The following is a 20,255-nucleotide window of genomic DNA, read 5'->3' on the forward strand; positions in this document are numbered from 1 at the left end:
AATCCTGTGCGACCGAATAAAAAAACTCGTACTCATTTGCTTCAAACAAAATAGTACGAGTTTATTATCCGTAAGTACGAATAGTTACAAAAACTTGTTTTTCAGTATTTTGCAACAACAAATCTCAAACATAAAATTCAAGACTAATAAAAAACATTTGAAATTATTTTTTCTTCAAACAGCGTCCTCTCGGCTCATCGCCTTCATGAAGTACGATTTCAGAATGAAGGAATTGTGCTGCATCTGCAGAATCTTTTACTTTTACAGCACTACGTTTTAGCATTTCTGCTTCAAACTCATTTAAAACACTTTCGCGTAATCCAGCTTTTTTCCAATGTGCTAAAGATTTGCAACCTTTCACAATTCCACGTGCCAAAGAAAGTGCATCAAGTAAAGCCTGATTAGCGCCCTGACCTTTAAATGGACTCATTGGATGGGCGGCATCACCAATTAATGTTATGTTTCCACCTTTTTTCAATATTTCAGAATCGATTAATTCACGATCATAAACCGGATAACCGGAAATCTCAGTTTCAAGAGTTGCTTCCAGAATTTGCGGAATTGGATTATGCCATTGTGTTCTTCGCAGCGCTTCTTCTTTAAGTGCTTCTGGCCCTTTTGCGCTTAATTCTTTCGCTTCATTTTCCGACATCGGAAAACTAAGTTGCCACATTACAGAATCTGATTTAAAAGGCATGATATAAATGCGCTCATTTCCGTTGGCAGTTTGAAATACGGTTGCCGAATCTAATAAAGCATTTGTAGAATCTTCCAATGCATTCAAAGGACAAATTCCTAATATTACAATACAATCCAGATAACGCAACGGCGCAACATCATCGCCAATCAAAAGTCGGCGAACCGAACTGCGAATACCATCTGCTCCAACTACTATAGCTGCTTTCGAATGCTGTATTTCTCCATTTACATTAAAACTGAGTTCGACACTTTCGTCTTCTTGCTTAAAATCGATTAACTGATGTCCCCACTTTACAGCATCACTTCCGTGAAGTTGTTCCAGCAATTCCAAACGTAAAGATTGTCGTGCGATGTGTATATTAGAACGTTTCTGAGTCTTTTTTGATTCTGACTGAATCCACTTTCTGTTTCCCCATTCGCCAATCACTTTTCCATCTGTAGTATGAACTAAATGTCGCGATGAAACAACACCATCTTTTAACGATAAAATACCCAGCCCGGCCATTGCTTTACTTGCCTGTTGCAAAGTAAGTCCGTAACCCTGAGATCGGGCTTCGAAAGTGGTATCACGTTCATAAAGAGTAAAAGGGATTTTTCGGTGAAGACAAGCTACCGCCAAAGCTGTTCCGCCAATTCCGCCACCAATAATGGCAACGTGAGGATATTTTTCTGGATCTGCAATAGGAAAACTTGCGGAATGAATTAATCCTGAACCATTGCAATTTAAACATGTTTTTAAATGTGCTTTTGGAGGAATGGGCGCTTTTCCGTCTGAATTGTTATTTTGAAATTGCTCCAATTCCGATTGATAACGAAGTTTCACTTTTTTGCTGATTCGCTGACTTTTTTTGCCCCTTCCCTGACATTCTTCACAAATCGTCCAACTTGTTTCTTCCTTTTTCACTTTTTATTTCCTCTTTATTTCAGCATTTTGTAGCTTCCGGCAGTTGCGCAAAATTAAGACAAAAGATTACCGGAACAAAACTTTACAATTTCATTACAAGTTTTTAAGGCTATAATTCGCTACTTTAGTCTATTACTAATCTAAAAACTAAAGTTTATGAAAACTAGAATGATATGGGCAAACTTGGTTTCGCATGATTTGCAAAAGACAATTCAGTTTTATTCCGATTTGGGATTCAAACAAAACGGAAAAGAAACCGAAGAACTAGTGAGTTTTAGCTATGGAGAAAATGATTTCATTATTAATTTTTTCCTTCCTAAAAGATTTGATAATGCTATGAGAGGGAAAGTCACTGATGCAAAAAATGAAAATGAAATCATTTTTTCATTATCTGCCGACAATAGAGAAAATGTTGATGAATGGTATGAAATCGTGCAAAAAGCCGGAGCAAAAATATTTTCTGAACCCGAAAATTTTCAACAAGGTTATACTTTTGGCTTTAGCGATCCAGACGGTCATAAATTTAATTTTTTATATTGGCCTGGAATGTAAATCAACGCATAGATTTTTTGTAATCACCCGTTGCGTGTAATTAATTCAAACACATAGAAACATAGATTTAGAAGCCGCAAAAAAGGCGTTTCACTTGTTTTAAATAAACATAGTTGGCTATGTGCTAGAAACTAGTTTCTTTTTAAGCTCTTTTCTACAAATAAAATCTATGTTTCTATGTGTTGAAAAAAAATAGTTTAAAGATGCTATCTTTTCTATTCATCAGAATTTACAAATCTCATAAAAGAGAATTTAGCTTCACGCATCATCAATTCATTTTCGCGGGTTTCTGCTTGTGCTTCATTAGCATAAACAAACATTTGTTTTTCATAATCTGCGATTGCGGTTTCAATGCTTTCAAACTTTCCATTCAAAAGATTTTCTGCTAAAATCATTGCATCGACTAAACCAATATTTGCACCTTGTCCAGCAAAAGGTGGCATTAAATGCGCTGCATCACCAATAAGTGTTATGGGCAAAACACGATTCTTTTTCCATTCTTTTTCTAATGAAATTTTTCGCGTTGGCAATCCTATAAAAATTGATGTTGCACGGAACAACTCTTTATAAATTTCATCCCAATCTGAAAATTTATCTATTAGAAAAGAACTAATATTTTCTGTATTTTTAAAATCCAGTTTATTTTCTGAAGGCCAATTTAAAGGACTTTTAAAAATAACATTATAACTCAATGACTCCTTATTCTTTGGATTAGCCACTAATAAATTGCCATTATAAGCACTCATTAAAATATTGTCATCGCATAAACTGAAAAAATCTTTGCATTTAATTTCGGATTGAGAAACTTCGCCTTGAATCATATAGGTTCCAGTTTCTTCGACTTCAGCATCAGTAATATATTTTCTAATTGCCGACATTCCGCCATTTGCTCCAATAACAAAATCTGCCGTTGCAGCTTCTTTATTGTCAAAATGCAAAATCCATTTTCCGTCTTTTGCTTCAAGTTCGTTTACTTTACTGTTCCAAATAACGGTATTGTCTTTTAAGCTTTCTAGCAATATTGTTCGCAAATCATTTCTATTAATTTCCGGATTGTTCTTGGCTTCTTCAGGAATTACCTTTTGAGAAGATAAAACAATTCCTTTTTCATCTACAATACTTCTTCCCATCGGAATTGCTAATTCGAAATAACGCTCTAATAATCCTGCTTTTTTCATCGCTTCTTGTCCGGAACCTTTATGCAGATCGAGCGTTCCGCCCCAAATTCTGGTTTTCGCATCTTTATCTCTTTCGTAAACTGTAACGTCAATTCCTTTTTGCTGAAGCAAAACTGCCATGGTCAAACCAACCGGGCCAGCGCCAATAACAGCTATTTTTTTATTTTGTAGTAACATCTTTTGTATCATTTAATTTCGATACAAAATTGCAAAGAAGATTTTGGCAGAAATAGTAAAAATCAGTCGTTTTTTGAAGGCAGTTTTTTAATGGCAAGAATATCCATGAAGCGATCATCGGAATTTTTACTCAATTCTTTTGGCGTCACACCGGAATATTTTTTTATTTCTTTTATAAAATGATTTTGGTCTGTGAAGTTCAATTCAGGAAAAAGGCGTCCTTCGCTTAAATCTTTAAAAGAAGATCCAAAACGTAAAATTTTACAATATTCTTTAAGTGAAATTCCGAACTGCTGATTAAAATATCGGTTTATCTGGCGACTGCTCCAAAATACTTTTTCCGAAAGTTCTTTTACTGTAATTGTTCCGTGCGAAGGATAAATCAATTCAAACAGATTCTTCTTTCTGTCGTCAATTTCTTTGGTTGAAAATGCATTGATTTGCTGCGTTACTTTCTTCTGAAAATTCTCCAAACTTTCCGTATCAATTTCTTCAAATTGCCAAAAATCATTCGGAATCATTTTCCCTCCATTCAAAACATCTTTTATGGAATCTCCAAATAAGTATTCGGCTGCCAAAAGTTTAAATCCAACGGAAAATATTTTCACATCTTTGGTAATATTAACCTGACTTGGAACTGTGTCCAATCCGCGAATTGACATTTCCCAATTATCAGTGTTTATTTTCATGAGCGTCATATCCATCATTCCGTTGGGGAGAATTGTTCCCGGAATATCATTTCCCGTTTTATTCTCCACCATCCAAAAACTGTGAACAAAATGCGAAATAGAATCGTCTGGCAAAAAGGATTGGATGGTGAGTTTCATATTCCTGATTCAATAGAATTTACAATGGCAAAAGCGTATCTTCAGGATCACACGGAAAATAAATAACAATATCTACACCTTCTCCTGGTTTTCCTTCTGCATGAATATCACCGCCAACAGTTTGCATAATTTTTTTACACAAAGCCAAGCCAATTCCAGATCCAGTATATTGTTCTTGTCTGTGAAGTCTTGTGAAAATTTTAAAAATCGATTCGGCATATTGTGGTTCAAAACCAATTCCGTTATCCGAAAAACGAATCCAATAACAATACACTTTATACAAATGATGTATCATTACAGGTTCCTGTGAAGCTGTGATTTTGATTTTTGGAATTCGATCAGATGATGCGTATTTTAATGAATTTTGAAGAATATTGGCAAACAATTGTCTCATTAAAAATTGGATTGCATGAACTTCTGGAAGCTTTTCAGATTCGATTACAGCATTACTTTCTGCAATGGTCTCATTCATTTCCTTGATTGTCGCTTCGAGAATTTCATCGAGATTAACTTTTTGCAAAGTATCTCTGGTATTTTTGATGCGCGTATATTTTAGAATATCCTCCAGTAAAACACTCATTCTGCTGGCAGATTTTGAAACTCGCTCTAAAGAATTTGAAATCGATTCAGTTGTAATACCATCAAGTTCTGACAACGTTTTGGAAGTAATAAGCTGAATTTTTCGCAAAGGTTCCTGCAAATCATGTGTACTGATCCAGTTGATATTTTCAAGTTCTGAATTGGCTTCTCGTAAAATTTCACTTTGATTACGGTATTTTTCTTCTTCTTCGCTCAACATGATCAATATAAGCTGATTATGCAAAGTATGGGCATATTGGGCAGCCGCGTTAATTTCGTATTGTTTCCAAGGATTGCTTTGATTTTTTACAATTTGTTTCCAAATATTAAAGGAATTTCTGGGATGAAGTCCGTTATTATCAATTATAATACTTTTTTCAGGATCACCGCCCCAACTAATTTCTGAAATTGTTTCTGGTCTGTACCATAAAATATGGCCATTATTGCCAAGCGCATGGTAAATAATCCCAGCAAAATCAACCTTTTCTGCCAACTCAGGAAAGTGATCACTTATTTTATTAGTTGAAAAAATTTCAGTTATTTTCTTATTGTGTATTTCTTCTATTAAACTTAAAATTTGATCATCAGTTGGTGTCAAACCATTTTTATAGATTTTATTTCCTGACACGATAGAAACACCCGATGCATTAGCAATTTCTAATAATTGAGGAGCAGTACTAATTTTTTCTAAAGATTCTTTTACGATAGGAAGATCCAGACTTGTTAATTGTTCCAATGCCAAAACGGTATGTTGAGCATTACCATATTCATCATTAGATTGTCTAATATCAATTTGAGAAGTAATAAACTGTCCCTGAAGTTTTGCTGCCAATCTAATTTCTGGTGAAATATTTTTCTCCGAATAGTGATGGCAAGCAATCAATCCCCACAAACGATCGCGATGAATTAAGGAAATGGTTAAAGTTGCACCAACTCCAATGTTTTTAAGATATTCTACATGAATTGGTGATGTGCTTCTTAATATTGACAGACTTAGATCCAGATTTTTCCCTTCTTTATCATCAACCGTATAAATCGGGACGGGCTTATAATCAATGTCTACAATCAGTCGGAGCTGATTTCTTATGTACAATTCACGAGCTTGAGCGGGAATATCGGTATGCGGATAGTGCAATCCCAGAAATGGTTCTAAATCTTCTCGACAATCTTCGGCAAATACTTCTCCATTATATTGTTCGTCAAAACGATAAATCATTACACGATCATAACCGGTTATCTCACGCGTACCTTGAGCTACAAGAGCACATAAATCTTTAAGCGATTTTGTTTTGTTCATTTGGCTAACAAACTGAATAGTTTGTTTGTAGGCATCTGCTAATTTTTCTCTATCAGCAAATAATAATTCAGCTTCAAGAACATAAATATCATTTGATTTATGAATATTAATTTGGAATAATTTGCCAAGCAATTCTATCTCAAGAGGAAAAGCGTCTCTAAATTCGTCTCCATTTGTGTAGGCAAGAATTTCATCTTGAGCACCAGCACCAAAAACTTCAGCAAAATCTTTCCCTAGCATCTGAGTGTGGGAAATAGCAAAATAATCCGAAACATTTTCAGAACAGAAATCTATTTTCCATTGCAAAGTAATTCCAAGTAAAAAGCCATGAGGCTGTATCTGTCCCGGAATATGTATCGGTTCATGTTCGCAATTGGTTAAATTTACTATATCGCGATTGACTATATCTCTTATCTTCATTATTTACCTACGATCAAAATGCTTATAAATACTATCAAAAGCAAATATTGCTCCTTCTATAATTTCATCGCCACAATTATGTTCTTGTTCATATTCTGATAAAAAACTCAGAAATGATTTCCAAAAACTACCGGTTTTATCACCATAACCATTAAAATAAGAAACACCTTGATCACCAGAAAGTTCCGGACGCTTTGAAACATTTTTCAAAATAAATCTTCCGCCAAGAGTTGAACCTTCAACCACATATAAAATTCCTAAAGCAAAAGCTGCTGAAATTCCTTCTGTATGAAAAACTTTTTCTGCATCTGATTTTTTTGCATTTAAAAATGAAAGATCATTTTCTATAAGATGTTTCTTTTTTCTTTGTTCTAAATCTTCTAAAAGATTCGTAAAAAAAGGAAAAATAAGTGCTTCTGTATCGTTATGAACATCGTGCATTAAATTGAGATAAAAAGTATAATCTTCTATCTTCATTTCAGGCGACATAATTGAAGCAGAAACCGGAAGATCTTCTAGTTTTTTGTGGGAATCTGCAGTTTGAGTTTTTAAGTCGTTTAAGAAATTTGAGGTTATTGCAAAAGTAGGATTTGTACTCATCGATATAATTTTATGTTATTTAGAGAGTTTAATCACAACTTCTCTTACACAAATTTAACTAAAAAATTTTAGTACAATTTAAAAAATGCAATTATGTAAAATGGCCATTAACCTTCAATTAGACAAATCTCAAAAACTGTTTTCTCGTCTTCATTTTTGTAATTGATGTAACCTCCGTGCGCTTCGATAATATTTTTAGACAAAGTCAAACCAATTCCTGCGCCTTCATTTCTGGTGGTGAAAAACGGAAGGAAAATTTTGTTTTCGATTTCTTTTTCGATTCCATTTCCGCTGTCTGCAATTTTTATAAAAGTTCGATTTTCTTTGGCTTCCGCCGAAATGAAAATCTGTTTTTGATTATTGTTTTTTAAAGCATTTATCGAATTCGTCAAAAGATTGATCAAAACCTGCTCCATTTGCTGCGCATCGACATTTATAGAATAATGGTACGAAATCCTGTTTTCAACTTCAATATTTTCTCTTTTAAACAAAGGCTCCATAATATGAAGACAATTGTTTACCAATTCCTGAAGCTCGATTTTTTGCTTTTTAGGCGAAGGCAACATCGCCAGTTTTCTATAACCTTCGACAAACTTTTGTAAATGGTCACTTCGTCTGAGCATGGTTTCGACACTGTTTTTGATGTCGTCTAAATCTTCTGTTGACAATGAATCTTGCTCAACCAAATCCTGCAGATTCTGGCAAATAGAACGAATTGGTGTAATCGAATTCAAAAGCTCATGCGAAATCACTTTCATTAAATTAATCCAGGCATCTTTCTCTTTTTTCTCCACAACATTCTGAATCGAGTCTAATAAAACAATAAAATAATCATTCTCAAAAATCTCTGTACGCGAAGCCTGCAAAACAAAAGTCTGCGAATTTTGTTGGTTGATACTGATTTCGATTGACGTTTTTATTTCCTGAAAATCATCTTTATCAATAATATCGCATAAAGTTGGCAAATGACTTTTAAGGTATTTCCATTTTGAGAATTTCGGCACATTGAAATGCGTCGAAAAATAATCATTCATTAAAAAAATGTTCCAGTCATTTTCTTGTTTTTGCAGAATAATAATTCCGGTTTCGATATTATTTAAGATCGAAGTATAAATAATGTCTTTTGAAACTTCTTCGTTTCGTTTGTTTTTCAAAATATCATACAACTCAAATAAATCATTTTTTCCCGATTTATGTTTTGAAAAATCAGAACTAAAATCATTCTGTATTATTGAAGAAATGGTTTTATCATAAAGTAAAATGATACTTTTTACATAATTATACAATTCTACAATCAGCAGAAAAACGATCAAAAAGCCAAAAATAGGCGCAAATACAAAGTTGATTTTATGCAGATAAATAGAAAATTCGATTGTAACCAAAATCAAAATTAACCGCAGAAAAAGTAGCTGATATGTTTTTAAGGATTTTAGCATATTAGTTGGTGCTGATATTATATTTCTCCAAACGACGATACAGCGAACCTCTTGACAACCCGAGTTCTTCAGCCGTTTTGCTGATATTATTATTGTGTTTTAAAAGTGCTTTTTCTACCGTAGCTTTTTCTACCGAAGAAAGCTGAATATCATCCGGATTTTCATATTCAGTAATTTGCTCGAGATCAAGATCAGAAACGTTGATTTTATTATTTTCGCAAAGAATAACGGCGCGTTCAATTTTGTTTTCCATTTCGCGAATGTTTCCGTTCCAGGCATGTTTTTCGATTTGTTCCAATACTTTTTTATCAAAAGTAATTTGGCTTCTTCCGTATTTCTCACTGATTTTTTCCAGCAGATATTCGGCTAACGGGATTTTATCTTCGATTCTTTCGCGTAGCGGAGGCAAAACAATTTCCATCGTATTGATTCGGTAATACAAATCTTCACGGAAATTTTTGTCGGCAACTTCGAGTTTTAAATTCAAATTGGTTGCTGTAATTATTCGGACATTTAAAGGTCTTGGTTTTGTTTCGCCTAATCTTGTTACTGTTTTCGTTTGAATAACCTGAAGCAATTTTGATTGCAAATGAAGTGGAACATTCCCTATTTCATCCAGAAAAATAGTTCCGTTTTGCGCCATTTCAAAACGTCCCGGCGTGTCTGTTTTTGCATCGGTAAAAGCACCTTTGGCATAACCGAATAATTCGCTTTCGAAAATATTCGAATTTAAAGATCCTAAATCAACATTTATAAAAGGCTGGTTTTTTCTTTCGGATTGCGCATAAATATGATGCGCCAAAACAAATTTTCCTGTTCCGTTTTCGCCTAGAATCAAAACATTGGCATCTGTTTTTGCCACTTTATCCGCAAGTGAATAGGCTTTTTTTATAATTTCAGAATTGCCAATAAAAAAGTCATCTGCAATTTCCGGACTTTTCATTTTCTTTTGCTCTTTCCTCGCTTTATCAACGGCCTGTTTTACAGATTCTAATAATTTTTGATTTTCCCAAGGCTTTAATATATAATCAAAAGCGCCCGATTTTAAGCCTTCAACAGCCGTTTCGACTTTTCCAAAAGCCGTCATTAAAATCACAACCGTTTTTGGCGAAAGCGTTTTTATTTCTTTCAATAAATACAAACCTTCTCTTCCATCTTCAAAACCAATTCTGTAATTCATATCCAGCAAAACAACATCGATGGTGTTTTTTGCCAATAATTCGACAATATTTTTCGGATTATTTAAGGTATAAATCGTCTCAAAATATTTTTTCAAGTACACTTTCGACGCAAAAAGGATGTCTTCCTGATCATCGATGATTAAAATTGAAGCGTTCGTTTTTTTCATTTTTGTTCGGTTTTGGACGAAAGGTGTCCACTTTTGGACAGTGAAGCTTTTTTTCTCAAAATAAAATCTTAAAAATAAAGCAGTTACAAGGTTTAAATTTTTGGCACGAAAATCACAATTGTACTGATAAATCATTAATTATTAAGCCCTTTCGAAAGTAAAAATAACAAAAAATCGCATTGTTAATTATCTTAATTTTCAGCTGTGTTTCTTTTACTTTCTAAAGGAAAATATTTTAAAAAGAAAATCAATCAAAACTAAAAACACCAATTTATGATTACCATTAAAAAACTTTCAAAAGTATTTACAACTGAAGAATTAGAAACTAGAGCATTAAGTGAAATTTCGTTAACTATCAATCAAGGCGATTTTGTTTCTATCATGGGCCCTTCCGGAAGCGGAAAATCTACTTTATTAAATATCGTCGGACTTTTGGACAGCGCTTCAGACGGAAGTTATCTTTTGCTAAATCAGGAAATGGTTGGACTAAAAGAGAAATCAAGATCAAAAGCCAGAAAAGAAAACATCGGATTCATTTTTCAAAATTTCAATTTAATTGATGAATTATCGGTTTATGATAATATCGAATTGCCTTTGATTTATAATGATGTTCCGTCTTCTGAAAGAAAAACAAGAATACATGAAATTGCAAACAAACTAGGAATTTCACATCGATTGAAACATTTTCCGCAACAGCTTTCGGGCGGACAACAACAACGTGTTGCCGTGGCAAGAGCTTTAATTAATAATCCGAAAATTATTTTGGCCGATGAGCCAACAGGAAACTTAGACAGTAAAAACGGAAATGAAGTGATGGAATTATTGACTGATCTTCATGCAAATGGCGCCACGATTTTAATGGTAACGCATTCTGATTACGATGCTTCATTTTCTCAAAAAACAATTTTAATGAAAGACGGCGTTATACTTTCTGAAAAATTAAACCATAGAAATATTGATGTTTTGGTAACCTCTAAAAACTAGAGTGATGTTAAAAAATTGGATCAACACATTTTTTTATCACATCAAAAACAACAAACTGTTTTCGATTCTAAATATTTTAGGATTGTCAATCGGAATGGCGACGTTGATTTTTGCGATTCTTTTTTGGAACGACGAACATTCGTACAACCAGTGGAATCCGGAAAAAGACAAAATCTACTCGGTCTTAAATGACATTGGCGAAGGCAATATTTGGACAACAAATGCTGCTACAACAGGTCCCATGCTAAAAGCAATTTCTTCAGATCTGGATAGCTACTGTTATTTTTATGCCGAATATGCCAAAGATGTGATATCCTATAATGGTAAAAAAGAAGTTTTAAATAAGATTTTTACGGCGCAAAGCAATTTCTTTTCTTTCTTTCCGTACAAATTTATTCACGGAAATGGCAAAACAGCCATTCAGGATCGAAGCAGTATTGCCTTATCTGAAGAAACTGCAGAAAGACTTTTCGGCACAGAAAATCCGATGGGAAAATTAGTGCGATATGACGGTCAGGTTTTTACTGTTCGTGGCGTGTATCAGCTTTCTGAAAAATCATCTGTAATGCCCGAAGCCGTTACAACAGTTATTGACGACGACTTAAAAAGAACAAAAGACGAATGGAGTTATCATTACGGTTTGGTTTTGAAAATTAAAAATCCAAATGCGACAGCTGCCATCATAAAAAATATGGATAACCTTTTCTTCGAAAATGTTACAAAAGCACAAGCCAAGTCAGAAGGGCTTTCAATCGAAGAATTTACAAAAAAGTACGGCAATCCTGTAAAAACAAGTTTATTACCGATGCCGGAAGCCAAGTTGTATAATGGAAATCAACCTTTTTCTGAACCGACTGGGAATTTGCAATATCTGCTGATTTTGATGGGTTTATCGATATTGATTCTACTGCTTTCTATTGTAAATTATATCAATCTGGCAACTGCAAACGCGATTAAAAGAGCCAAAGAAATTGGAGTAAGAAAAATTACCGGCGCTACAAAAGGGCAAATTATAATGCAATTTGTTTTTGAAACGGCGTTAATAACCATTTTCTCAGCCTTGTTAGCATTGGTGTTAGTTGAAATTTTATTGCCGTATTATAATTCTTTTCTAAATAAAGATTTGGTTCTGGTTGGAGCACAATTTTTCATTCAGTTAATAATAATTACATTGCTGGTAATATTGGTTTCAGGAGTTTTGCCGGCAATTTATGTTTCGAATTTTGAAGTATTAAAAGTCTTGAAAGGAAATTTTTCCCGAAGCAAAAAAGGAATCTGGCTTCGTAATGGAATGTTGGTTTTACAATTTGCTATTGCTGCTTTTTTTATCATTGGCTCTTTCATAGTTTACAAACAGGTAAATTTTATGGCCGAGAAAGATTTAGGTTTTAAAGGAACTCAAGTTTTAGATATCACCTTTAAACCTAAAAAAGAAAAATCACAATTCGAAAGATACAAACTCATCAAACAAGAAGCCTCAAAAATAAAAGGTGTCGAAGCTGTTTCGACTGCATTATTTGCAATGGGATCTCAGGAAAACTCATGGTCTAGCGCAAGTTATCAAAACAGAAAACCGTTTTTAATCCAGGAAATGGCAATGGATTTAGATATGCTGGATATGTTGGATATTAAATTGCTGAAAGGACGAAAACTTAATCCTGCAATTTCTTCTGACACTATTTCATCAGTCCTTATAAATGAAGAAACTGCCAAGTTGATTGGAGAAAAAGACGTTTTAAATAAAACGATTCTTTGGAGAGATCAAAAATTGAAGATTGTTGGCGTGGTCAAAAATTTCAACTATTTCGGACTGGAAAGTCGAATTGGACCTATGGTTCTCTTTTATGTAACAAAAATTGATGGCGTTCAGGATGACATCAGACATGTTTTCATAAAAGTTAAACCCGACGATATTCCGGAAACTATTGCCCGCATTAATAAATTCTGGACGCAAAAAGTAGATTCTGAATATCCATTCGAATACAATTTTGTGGATAAAAATTACGCGCGAAACTTTAAAAAATATGAAAACCAAAGAAACTTATTCGCCTTACTGAATATCATTGTAATTCTTATTGCTGTTTTCGGATTGTTTGCTCTCGCATCTTTTTCTATGGAAAGAAGATTAAGAGAAATCGCGATACGAAAAACACTTGGTGCAGAAACCAATGTTTTGCTTAAAGATTTATCTAAACAATATGTTGTTTTTTGTGTGATTGGTTTTTTAATCGGAATACTTCCGGCTTATCTTTTACTGCAAAAATGGCTTGAAAATTTTGCTTTTAGAATTGACATTCCAGTATTGCCATTCTTAATTGCCTTTGTGTCTTTATTATTTCTGACACTGACAATCGTTTTGGCAAAAGCCTATCAAGTAACAAAAGTGGAAGTTTTACGATATTTAAAATACGAATAAGATGCTAAAAAACTATATCAACATATTTATTTACCGCTTAAAGCACAACAAGCTTTTCTCTTTCCTTAATATTTTAGGATTGTCAATAGGAATTGCCGGGCTGATTTTTGCCTTTCTTTATTGGAATGACGAGCAAAATTACAATGCCTGGAATCCTCAAAAAGAAAAAGTATACCAGGTTTTGATTCAAGTGACCGATATGCCTGCGTGGTCAGATTGTGCCTTGTTCCTGAAACCGACTTTAGACAAAGATCCTAATATCGAATCTACATTATATGCTGATTACTGGTATCAAAAGGATAAAATTATTTACAAAGGGAAAAAGGAATTTGTAGATAAAATTATCAATGTCGAACAAAATTTCTTTTCTTTTTTTCCTTTCGAAATTATTCAGGGCGATTCAATTTCAGCTATAAAAGATGATTCCAGCATTGCTATTTCGGATATTACGGCTAAAAGAATTTTTGGAAATGAAAACCCTATTGGAAAACAAATAAAATGCTTTGACCAACTGTTTTCTGTACGAGCTGTGTATCATATTCCTGGGAATTCTTCGATTGCGCCAAATGTAATCATCAATAAAATGAAGGAAATAACAACTTCCGGATTGATGAATCCTTTTATTTCAAAGTTATTATTAAAAGTAAAAGACCCGTCAAAAATTGATCTTACAAGACAGAAACTCGAAAGACTTTACAACCACGATTTTATTACGCGACTTGCCAAAGAAGCCGGTTTTACACCCGATGTCATGGCTAAAAAGGTTGGTTATTTTACAGTTATTCTTGAACCTTTGTCAAAAGCCAGATTACATTCGGTCGCAGATGGTTATCCTGAAACGCGAGGAAATTATCAGTTTTTGATGATCATGATGGGTTTGTCTCTTTTGATTCTAATTTTGTCGATTGTTAACTATATCAATCTCGCCACTGCAAATGCGGTAAAACGAGCAAAAGAAGTTGGCGTACGCAAAATTTCGGGAGCCTCTAAAAGTGATATTATCATTCAGTTTCTCTTTGAAACTGTTTTAACAACCAGTTTCTCTATTTTACTAGCGTTAGTAATTGTAGAACTTCTTTTACCATATTACAACAACTTTTTAAACAAGAATCTTGTACTTCTCGCCAGTCAATTTTATATACAATTGGTTCTGATTTTCATCATTACTGTTTTGACTGCTGGATTACTACCGGCAATTTACATCTCCAATTTTAAAAGTTTTAAAGTTTTGAAAGGAAATTTCGAAAGAAGCAAAAATGGTATTTGGCTGCGTAACGGAATGCTTATTCTTCAATTTGCAATTGCTGCTTTTTTTATTATTGGTTCTAACATTGCATATCAGCAAATTAAATATTTACAAAACAAAGATCTTGGTTTCAAAGGAGATCAGGTAATTTCGGTTTCCTTAAATTTTCCATCCATTGAACATCAGTCAGAAAACGCAGAACAAATTATTCACAATAAATACAACATCATAAAACAACAGCTGTATAAAATTAAAGGCGTTCAACAAGTTTCGACCGGTCTTATTTCTTTTGATGGCTCAGATAATTCTATTTCTGCAGTGCTGTATAATAATGAACTTTTTAAGGAAAGAGTAATCAATTTAGATTATGGCATGTTTGAAATGCTGAATATTAAATTTATAAAAGGTAGAGATTTTGACAAAAAAATAGCTTCTGACACCGTTAATTCAGTAATAATAAATGAAACGGCTGCGAAACTAATGAATCTTAAATCGCCGCTTGGAAAAGAACTTGTGATACGAGAGCAAAAATTAAAAATCATTGGCGTTGTCAAAGATTTTAACTTAATGAGCCCAGAATTAAAAGTGCCACCAATTGCTTTTCATCATATTAAAACCTTTGATATGGCGCATAATATAGATAAAGTTTACATAAAGCTAAAAGGTGATAATTTGGAAAACACAATCGCCAATATCGAAAAATTATGGTCGAAAGTCGATACTGAATATCCGTTTCAATATGATTTTGTAGACAAACAATATGCGAGAACTTATGAAACTTACTCTAAACAAAAAAGCTTGTTCTCATTGCTTAATATTGTTGTAATTCTAATTGCTCTTTTTGGATTATTTGCACTGGCATCTTATTCTATACAACGAAGAATGAAGGAAATCGCCATTAGAAAAACACTTGGAGCTGAAACAAATGTACTGTTGAAAGAATTATCGAAACAATATGTTTTCTATTGCATTATTGGTTTTTTAATCGCACTCTTTCCTGTTTATTATTTATTAAACAAATGGCTCGAAAATTTTGCTTTTAGAATAGACATGAGCATAATTCCATTCGTTTTAGGGTTTTTCGTTTTATTAATTCTCACATTAATAATTGTCCTTTCAAGAGCTTATGCTGCAACAAAAACAGATATTTTACAATATTTAAAATACGAATAAGATGCTAAAAAATTGGATCAATATATTTATATACCAACTTAAGAATAACAAGTTATTTACAACTCTGAATATTCTGGGATTATCGATTGGAATTTCAGGATTGATTTTCGCTTTACTTTACTGGAACGACGAGCAAAGTTATAACGCCTGGAATCCGGAAAAAGAGAATGTTTATCAGGTTTTAGTTCAACTGACTGATATGCCAGTTGGCGCAGATAATACAGTACTTTTAAAAGCGCATTTGCAAAAAGATCCCAACGTCGAAAACATCGTTTTTGCTGATAGTTGGTATCAAAAAAGCAAACTAATTTATAAAGGAAAGAAGGAATTCGTTGATAAAATAATCAATGTTGAAAGCGATTTCTTTTCTCTATTTCCGTTTAAAATCATTCATGGAAATGCTGTGAATGCATTAAAAGATGGCGCAAGTATAGCAATATCTGAAAATCTTGCAAAACGAGTTTTTGGAAATGAAAACCCAATTGGAAAACAAATCAATTGTCTTGATAATTTATTTGTAGTTCGTGCAGTTTACCAAGTTCCTGGTAATTCTTCGATTGCTCCAAATGTTGTAGTAAATCGAATGAAAGATCTCGCAGATCCGGCTCAAAGTCGAAGTTTATTTGCTTTAAAAATACTTTTAAAAGTAAAAGACCCGTCAAAAGTAGAACAAACCCGAAAAATGCTCGAAAAAGCTTATTACGATGATGTGATCGTAAGAGAGGCGAAACAAGCCGGTTTTACTCCTGAAGAAATGACAAAAAAAGTGGGGCATTTTACAGTTTTTCTTGAACCGCTTTCCACAGCAAGATTACAATCTATTGCAGATGGTTATCCTGAAGGCCGAGGAAATTATCAGTTTTTGCTCATTATGGCTGGACTGTCGATTCTAATTCTTATTTTGTCTATCGTCAACTATATAAATTTGGCTACAGCCAATGCCATAAAACGCGCTAAGGAAGTGGGAATTCGTAAAATTATTGGCGCATCAAAAAGTAATATTGTATTCCAATTTATATTTGAAACAACTTTAATTAGTTTATTGTCAATCTTGTTGGCTTTAGTAATCGTAGAATCGACTTTACCATATTACAATAATTTTTTAAACAAAAGTTTAATGATTATTGGAAGCCAGTTTTATTTACAACTCATTCTAATTTTTGTTATAACTATTTTTGTTGCTGGAATATTTCCTGCAGTTTACGTTTCCAATTTTGAAACCTTAAAAGTCTTGAAAGGCAATTTTTCAAGAAGTAAAAACGGAGTTTGGCTTCGCAACGGAATGCTGGTCTTTCAATTCGCTATTGCCACGTTTTTTATCATTGGCTCAAGCATTGTATACCAACAAGTAAAATATTTAAGTGATAAAGATCTCGGTTTCAAAGGAGATCAGTTGATCGCTATAGACTTACATCTTTTACCTTCAGATTACGAAGGAGAAAACAGTGGACAAAATATTTTTAACAAATATAGTACGATAAAGCAAGAGTTAAGCAAAATTGAAGGAGTAGAAAACGTTTCAACCGGACTTGTATCTTTTGATGGAGCAGACAATTCGTTAGCGCCACTACTGTATCATGATGTTCTTTTTAAAGCAAAACATATCGGGATAGATTTTGGAATGCTAGAAATGCTAAAAATTAAAATGGCAAAAGGTAGAGGATTTGATAAAAAACTTGCTTCTGACACTATAAATTCCATCATGATAAATGAAACAGCTGCGAAGTTGATGAATATGAAAAACCCAATTGGAGAAGAAATTCTGATTCGAAATCAAAAATTGAGTATTGTAGGTGTTGTTAAAGACTTTAATTTACTGAGTCCGGAAGTTGCCGTTCCACCAATGACATTTTATCATATAAAAACTTTAGGAATGGCCACAGAAATGAATCGGATATATGTAAAATTAAACGCAACAAACATAAACAACACGATTTCTGACATTGAGAAATTCTGGAAAACCAAAGTGGATAACGAATATCCTTTTAAATACGATTTTGTTGATAAAGAATATGCGCGAACTTACGAATCTTATGTAAAACAAAAGAATATGTTTTCATTACTCAATGTTGTAGTAATTTTAATTGCATTATTTGGTTTGTTTGCATTGGCTTCTTATTCTATTCAAAGACGCATGAAAGAAATTGCGATTCGAAAAACATTAGGTGCAGAAACCAATGTTTTACTCAAAGAATTATCCAAACAATATATTTTGTATTGTATTATTGGCTTTTTAATTGCATTATTTCCTGTTTACTTGCTATTGAATAAATGGCTTCAAAATTTTGCATTTAGAATTGACATTACCATAATGCCATTCGTTGCAGGATTTATTGTCTTATTAGTTCTGACTTTAATAATTGTTTTGTCAAGAGCTTATTACGCAACTAAAGCAAATGTCCTGAAATACCTCAAATATGAATAGAAGACTTATGAAGATATTTTTCATCAAATTTTAATTCACATAACAATAAAGCTTCCAATATTTTGTATTGGAGGCTTCTTTTATTCTATAATCCCTTTTACAATTCCACGTTTTGATGATTTAATGAAGTTTAAAATTTGATCTCTCTCAAAAGTCGGCTCAAAATCCAGTTCAATTAATTCTAAAGCGTTTTTAGTATTTCTCTTTTCCTGAAAAATAATTCTGTAAATTGATTTAATCTCTTCAATTTTATCAGAAGAAAAACCTCTTCTTCGAAGTCCAACTACATTTAAACCAACGAATCGCAAGGGTTCGTGAGCCACAGTTACAAAAGGCGGAATATCTTTGACAATTCTGCTCAATCCACTAATCATACTATGACTGCCAATTCGCGAAAATTGATGCACTGCAGAGAGTCCGCTTATATTAACAAAATCACCAGTAACTACTTCACCCGCCATGCCGACACTAAAACCAATAATGCAATTATCGCCAACAAAGCAATCATGACCAATATGTGCATTTGCCATAATTAAATTAGAATTTCCGATGCGAGTTATTCCTTTTGAAGAAGTACCACGGTTTATAGTAACATTTTCTCTAATAATGTTATTATCTCCTAATTCCAACAAACTGAATTCACCATTGAATTTTAAGTCTTGGGGGATACCGCCAATTACAGCTCCCGAATGAATTTGGCAATTATTTCCAATTCTCGAACCACTTAAAATAGTAACGTTATTTCCTAACCATGAATTATCACCTATTATGACATCATTTTCGATTGTAGCAAAATTTCCAAAGTGAACGTTTTTTCCAATAATTGCACTTTTGTCTATTACAGTATTTTTCAATATTACTTAATTTAATAACACAGCAAATATTGAAAAAAAGAAAAATCTATTTTTTGACCTAATGTCAAATAATTGAAGCGCGAATTCTGCTTAAAGTTTCCTGACTTACACCAATTAATGAAGCAATGTGCTTCAACTTGGCTTTCCGAATAATTTGCGGAAATGATTCTAATAGAAATAAATACTTTTTCTCAGCAGACATTACACGAAACAGATGATGAAATTCATTAATTCTAGAAAGATAATGTCGAAGTTGTTTAAGGTGAAATTTTAAAAATAAAGGATATTCGAGTAAAAGTTGTTCATCAGAATATGATAATGAATAGACAACTGTCTCCTCACAAGTCTGAAAAATTTCAAAAGAAATTTTTTGTTCAAAAAAGCTGCTCATTGAAGTGAAAAATTGATTATCGGTATAGATCCATTTTGTAACTTCTTCATCATTTTCAAAGCAAAATCTTCGAACAGCTCCAGAACTGATGAAATAAATCCTGTTGCATATTTTATGCTCTTGAATAATAAATTCGTTCTTCTTAAACTTTTCTTCAACAAAAAATTCTCTAATGGCATCTTCAGTGTCAGAATCTAACTTTTGAAAACTATTAATAACGTTAATAAGCTCGTTCATAATGTAACTTCTAAAGGAACAAATTTATCATTATTTTCCAAGATGAATATCTAAAAGCTAACATGGTCAAACAAAAATGCATATAAAGCTAAAATAAGCCCATTTACAATAACGTTTATAAAAATTCAGGGGAAACCTAATTCCAAAAAAAAACTTCAATTAGCAAAGCCAATTGAAGTTTTAGTACTCAGAGCGGGACTTGAACCCGCACGAACATTGCTGTTCACTGGATTTTAAGTCCAGCGTGTCTACCAATTTCACCATCCGAGCATTATGTGGTACCTCCAGGGATCGAACCAGGGACACATGGATTTTCAGTCCATTGCTCTACCATCTGAGCTAAGGTACCTAAAATTATTTATATTACTATAAATAAAGTAAGGAATAAAAAACCCTGTAACTCACGAAACAGGGTTTTCAAAAGAAAGGCGACGACATACTCTCCCACATAACTGCAGTACCATCTGCGCAGGCGGGCTTAACTTCTCTGTTCGGGATGGGAAGAGGTGAGC

The 20,255-nt window shown here is 33.2% G+C and carries 14 protein-coding genes, 2 tRNA genes and 1 rRNA gene; 5 read left to right on the plus strand and 12 right to left on the minus strand.

Features of this window, described 5'->3' with window-relative positions; all coding sequences use genetic code 11:
• Positions 1-163: 163 nt before the first annotated feature.
• Positions 164-1,603 (minus strand): FAD-dependent oxidoreductase, encoded by a 1,440-nt coding sequence (locus BD847_RS19525; protein ID WP_115889920.1) that lies wholly within the window; start codon positions 1,601-1,603, stop codon positions 164-166.
• Between the two features lie 156 nt (positions 1,604-1,759).
• Between BD847_RS19525 and BD847_RS19530 the strand changes: the two genes are divergently transcribed.
• The gene (locus tag BD847_RS19530; protein ID WP_115889921.1) at positions 1,760-2,155 is read left to right on the plus strand and encodes a VOC family protein; all 396 of its coding nucleotides are present in this window, start codon (positions 1,760-1,762) and stop codon (positions 2,153-2,155) included.
• Positions 2,156-2,370: 215 nt separating this feature from the next.
• Here BD847_RS19530 and BD847_RS19535 read toward each other — a convergent pair whose 3' ends face one another.
• From BD847_RS19535 to BD847_RS19560, 6 genes are all read right to left on the minus strand, one after another.
• A complete protein-coding gene (locus BD847_RS19535) occupies positions 2,371-3,522 on the minus strand; it encodes an FAD-dependent oxidoreductase (RefSeq protein ID WP_394336460.1) in 1,152 nt (383 codons plus the stop codon).
• A gap of 50 nt (positions 3,523-3,572) precedes the next feature.
• Positions 3,573-4,337: a helix-turn-helix domain-containing protein gene (locus tag BD847_RS19540; RefSeq protein ID WP_115889923.1), complete on the minus strand. Its 765-nt coding sequence runs from the start codon at positions 4,335-4,337 to the stop codon at positions 3,573-3,575.
• Positions 4,338-4,356: 19 nt separating this feature from the next.
• Positions 4,357-6,633 (minus strand): ATP-binding protein, encoded by a 2,277-nt coding sequence (locus BD847_RS19545; RefSeq protein ID WP_115889924.1) that lies wholly within the window; start codon positions 6,631-6,633, stop codon positions 4,357-4,359.
• A 3-nt stretch (positions 6,634-6,636) separates the two neighbouring features.
• Positions 6,637-7,233, minus strand: coding sequence for a biliverdin-producing heme oxygenase (locus tag BD847_RS19550; RefSeq protein ID WP_115889925.1), 597 nt, complete (start codon positions 7,231-7,233; stop codon positions 6,637-6,639).
• Positions 7,234-7,340: 107 nt separating this feature from the next.
• The gene (locus tag BD847_RS19555) at positions 7,341-8,669 is read right to left on the minus strand and encodes a sensor histidine kinase (RefSeq protein ID WP_115889926.1); all 1,329 of its coding nucleotides are present in this window, start codon (positions 8,667-8,669) and stop codon (positions 7,341-7,343) included.
• A gap of 1 nt (position 8,670) precedes the next feature.
• The gene (locus BD847_RS19560; RefSeq protein WP_115889945.1) at positions 8,671-10,017 is read right to left on the minus strand and encodes a sigma-54-dependent transcriptional regulator; all 1,347 of its coding nucleotides are present in this window, start codon (positions 10,015-10,017) and stop codon (positions 8,671-8,673) included.
• A gap of 273 nt (positions 10,018-10,290) precedes the next feature.
• Between BD847_RS19560 and BD847_RS19565 the strand changes: the two genes are divergently transcribed.
• The 4 genes from BD847_RS19565 to BD847_RS19580 are packed head-to-tail and all read left to right on the plus strand — an operon-like array spanning position 10,291 to position 18,261.
• Positions 10,291-11,001: an ABC transporter ATP-binding protein gene (locus tag BD847_RS19565; protein WP_115889927.1), complete on the plus strand. Its 711-nt coding sequence runs from the start codon at positions 10,291-10,293 to the stop codon at positions 10,999-11,001.
• A 4-nt stretch (positions 11,002-11,005) separates the two neighbouring features.
• Entirely contained in the window at positions 11,006-13,417 is a 2,412-nt protein-coding gene (locus BD847_RS19570; protein ID WP_115889928.1) for an ABC transporter permease, read from the plus strand.
• A 1-nt stretch (position 13,418) separates the two neighbouring features.
• On the plus strand, positions 13,419-15,836 hold the full coding sequence (locus BD847_RS19575; RefSeq protein ID WP_115889929.1) for an ABC transporter permease: 2,418 nt from the start codon (positions 13,419-13,421) through the stop codon (positions 15,834-15,836).
• 1 nt (position 15,837) lies between these two features.
• Positions 15,838-18,261, plus strand: coding sequence for an ABC transporter permease (locus BD847_RS19580; RefSeq protein ID WP_115889930.1), 2,424 nt, complete (start codon positions 15,838-15,840; stop codon positions 18,259-18,261).
• An 80-nt stretch (positions 18,262-18,341) separates the two neighbouring features.
• Here BD847_RS19580 and lpxA read toward each other — a convergent pair whose 3' ends face one another.
• The 5 genes from lpxA to rrf form a co-directional block, all read right to left on the minus strand.
• The gene (lpxA, locus tag BD847_RS19585; protein WP_115889931.1) at positions 18,342-19,115 is read right to left on the minus strand and encodes an acyl-ACP--UDP-N-acetylglucosamine O-acyltransferase; all 774 of its coding nucleotides are present in this window, start codon (positions 19,113-19,115) and stop codon (positions 18,342-18,344) included.
• Between the two features lie 64 nt (positions 19,116-19,179).
• Entirely contained in the window at positions 19,180-19,743 is a 564-nt protein-coding gene (locus BD847_RS19590) for a Crp/Fnr family transcriptional regulator (protein ID WP_115889932.1), read from the minus strand.
• A 184-nt stretch (positions 19,744-19,927) separates the two neighbouring features.
• Positions 19,928-20,013: transfer RNA gene (locus BD847_RS19595), tRNA-Leu, on the minus strand.
• Between the two features lie 6 nt (positions 20,014-20,019).
• Positions 20,020-20,092, minus strand: a tRNA-Phe gene (locus BD847_RS19600).
• Positions 20,093-20,166: 74 nt separating this feature from the next.
• Positions 20,167-20,255: ribosomal RNA gene (gene rrf / locus BD847_RS19605) — 5S ribosomal RNA — on the minus strand; the annotation flags it as partial.

The organism is Flavobacterium cutihirudinis, assembly GCF_003385895.1.
Lineage (GTDB): Bacteria > Bacteroidota > Bacteroidia > Flavobacteriales > Flavobacteriaceae > Flavobacterium > Flavobacterium cutihirudinis.